Raw genomic sequence first — 3,570 nt, 5'->3', positions numbered from 1 at the left:
CCCATGAACGCCAGCAACACCACCGAACTCATGCACACCCTGGGCCAGCAGGCCCTGGCGGCGTCGCGGCTCATGGCCAAGGCCAGCGTCGCGGCCAAGGCGCAGGCGCTGCGCCGCCTGGCCGCCCTGCTGCGCGAGGCCGGTGAACCGCTGGCGCTGGAGAACGCGAAGGACCTGGAGCGCGCCCGCGCCAACGGCCTGGCCGAGCCCCTGGTGGACCGTCTCAAGCTCACGCCCAAGGTCATCGAGACGGCAGCGCAGGGCTGCGAGCAGCTCGCCGCCATGCCCGACATCATCGGCGAGGTGATGGGCATGAAGCAGATGCCCAGCGGCATCCGCGTGGGCCAGATGCGCGTGCCCATCGGCGTGTTCGGCATGATCTACGAGAGCCGCCCGAACGTGACGATCGAGGCCGCCTCGCTGGCCATCAAGAGCGGCAACGCCGCCATCCTGCGCGGCGGCTCGGAGGCCATCGACTCCAACCGCGCCCTGGCCGCCCTGGTGCAGCGCGCACTGGTCGACGCCGGCTTGCCGGGCGACGCGGTGCAACTGGTGCCCACCACCGACCGCGCCGCCGTGGGTCAGCTCATTGCCATGCCGCAGTACGTGGACGTGATCATCCCGCGCGGCGGCAAGGGCCTCATCGAGCGCATCAGCGCCGAGGCCAAGGTGCCCGTCATCAAGCACCTGGACGGCAACTGCCACACCTACGTCGACGCGCCCTGCGACATCGCGCTCGCGGTGAAGGTGACCGACAACGCCAAGACGCAGAAGTACAGCCCCTGCAACGCCACCGAAAGCCTGTTGGTGGCGCGCGGCGTGGCGCAGGACTTCCTGCCCAGGATCGGCGCGATCTTCGCGGCCAAGGGCGTGGAGATGCGCGTCTGCCCCGAGAGCCGGGCCATCCTGGCCGGCGTGAGCGGCGCCAAGCTGGTCGACGCCACCGAGCAGGACTGGTACGAGGAATACCTCGCGCCCATCATCAGCATCAAGCTGGTGGACGGCGTGGACGAGGCTATTCGCCACATCAACCGCTACAGCAGCCACCACACCGACGCGATCATCACCACCGACCACGTGCACGCCCAGCGCTTCCTGCGCGAGGTGGACTCGGCCAGCGTGATGGTGAACGCGAGCACCCGCTTCGCCGATGGCTTCGAGTTCGGCCTGGGCGCCGAAATCGGCATCAGCACCGACAAGTTCCACGCGCGCGGCCCGGTGGGCGTCGAAGGCCTCACCTCGCTCAAGTACGTGGTGCTGGGTGAGGGCGAGGTGCGCGGCTGAGGCCGCTCGACCAAACGGCCCAAGCGCAATGACCGGGAGACTCGAGGAACCTGGACAGCGGTGGCACCACTGAGCGTCAAAATGCGGTACCGGGGAGAGCATCAACCGAGCGCTCAGCATGTTCAAGTCGTCGGGCCGGCTTTCCTCCTCAGGTGCTCAGCACGCTCAGCACACGCGCTGCTCACCCCGCGCTCGCGCAGCATCGGAGCCGTTTTGCGTCTACGAGACGGTGCTCTCGGAGACGTGCAAGCGCTTCCCTAAAGCCTGGTCCACCGCCCTTCGGACAGCGTTGTCGGACTATTTCGAGGGCGAGACTCGGCTCCTCAATCTCAGCGCCTTGCCTCGAGGCTGCCTGTTCGCTGCCAAGGACGTGCTCGACGCCTTCTGCCAGGCCTGCGATGCCCTGGACCTCCAACCGCTGGAGCTTCACCTGTCCCCTGCCCTCAGATACATGCCTGAGTGGGTGAACCAGTGCCCATTGCTGCGAACGATCGTGGTGCCGAAGTTTGCTGGCCGAGAGCTCAACTTCACGGCCTTACCTCACTTGAGCACGCTTACGCTCACCGGCATTCCCGAAAACGCCAGGCATCGGCTGACGCTGCATTTGCAAAAGGGTTGCTTCGTCGACGGCGTGCTGGCGAACGGCAACAAGGCCGAATGGACATCGACGCTCGATCCGGTGACCGGGCACGTATCGATGACCTTGAGCGGCAGCGCCTGGGAAAACCCCAGTGGGCAGGTGGCGTGGAACGAGACCGAGGCCTGGGCTGCAGCGAATAACCCCGGTCTCATTCAAAGACTGAAGCTGTTCGAAGGGGTGGACGAGATAAAAAAAGAGGCGGACAAGATAAAAGATTCAGGCGTGGTCCGCACGGCAAAAATTGTCTGCCGGCACATTGCGCTGGCGATTACCCAGGCTTGGGCAGCAGCAAAGGCAAAGGGCGAAAAGCCCCATTGGGTGAACACTCCATCGGCGATCGCCCGGGAAGTGTCTCCGGTACTGGAGGGTGCGCATGACGATATCGTCGCCCGCCCCGCGAACGCGGCCCCGGTGGCGCTGAGTGAGTGGCCCCGCTTCATGAAAGAAGCGGTCAAGACCATGAAAGCTAAGGGCGAAGATCGCCGCTACGCCCTGTTGATCACCGCCAACCACACGCTGCCGCTGATGCTGGACCGCAGCGGCCCCCATACCCGGCTCATCTTCGCGGACCCGAACCTCGAGCACCAAACCGAACTCCGTGCGCCCTTCCCCTTCGAGCGAGTGCTCTACGAGGACGATCCGCAGCTGTACTTGAAAACATCTCCTACCCAGATCCTCTTGCCCCCTGACGGCCCGTCGTCCCCGCGGCAAGCCGTGACCATCAACCCCAACGACCAGGCGGGCCATGTGATGGTGATCTGGCTGCGCGATCCGCTGGATCTGGAGGGCGCTACGGTGGACAACCCGCGCGACGCAGAAGTCGACACATCGTACGTGGGCCAGACGCCGACACCCGGCCTGCTGCACGATATGGTGCGGTTGGGCGCGAAGCCTGACGCGCTGTCGAAGACGCTCTCGACGGCAATAGAGTCGTGCGGCCGGCACGACACGCCTTCGAGATCTTTCCTTGAGCTGTTCGCGTCGTTCTCCAAGGGCCTTGAGGGCTACGAGGGACACGACCCCTTGCTCGCCACCGCCTTCAAACGCAACCAGAGGCATTTGGTCAAGCCGCTGGGGGACGCACTCGTCAGCGCTTGCGAGCGGCTGGCGCTCTCGGACGAAGACATGTTTGTGTGTTTGACGGCGGCCGGCGGGTCCAGCCCGTCGCCCTTGTCGTTCATTCTCAACAGCGACGCGGGGGATGCACTGCCCTCATTCGGCGAGCTGCTGCTGACGCTGTGGAAAAGGAAGGCGCTGTCAAACGACACGCTCCGCGACGTCCTGCGCGTTGACATCAGCAACAGCAACAGCAACTTGTCCGAGGCCGCGATCCAACGGTTCAAAACCTTGGTGGATACGCTCGTCGAGGAGGGGGCACTGGCACGGGAACAGGCCGACTCGCTGCGCCTGCAGGCAGACAAAGGCCCAAGGACGCGGGTAAAGAACAGTTTCTGATTCCGACCTGCCGCTAGCCTGGTCGCCCCTGGGGCAATCCGCGGCGTGGGGGTCATGACTCGGCCATTTGGCGACGGGGACTGAAACCGCTACGCTGTCGCCGGTCCATGGGAACCGGAGACAGACATGGCGATCAGGGTGGTGCGGCTCGGCAGCCCGCGAGCGAAGAACGAAGGCCTGCGCATCGGCAC

At 65.2% G+C, this 3,570-nt stretch carries 2 protein-coding genes; both read left to right on the top strand.

Features of this window, described 5'->3' with window-relative positions; genetic code table 11:
- Positions 1-3: 3 nt before the first annotated feature.
- The gene (locus tag VLG41_RS02535) at positions 4-1,284 is read left to right on the top strand and encodes a glutamate-5-semialdehyde dehydrogenase (protein ID WP_325347829.1); all 1,281 of its coding nucleotides are present in this window, start codon (positions 4-6) and stop codon (positions 1,282-1,284) included.
- 118 nt (positions 1,285-1,402) lie between these two features.
- Entirely contained in the window at positions 1,403-3,379 is a 1,977-nt protein-coding gene (locus VLG41_RS02530) for a hypothetical protein (protein ID WP_325347828.1), read from the top strand.
- The last annotated feature ends 191 nt before the right edge of the window (positions 3,380-3,570 follow it).

The sequence above is a fragment of the Hydrogenophaga sp. genome (genome assembly GCF_035481345.1).
In the GTDB taxonomy this organism is placed as follows: Bacteria; Pseudomonadota; Gammaproteobacteria; order Burkholderiales; family Burkholderiaceae_C; genus Hydrogenophaga.
This window is presented reverse-complemented; position numbering and strand designations above follow the sequence as displayed.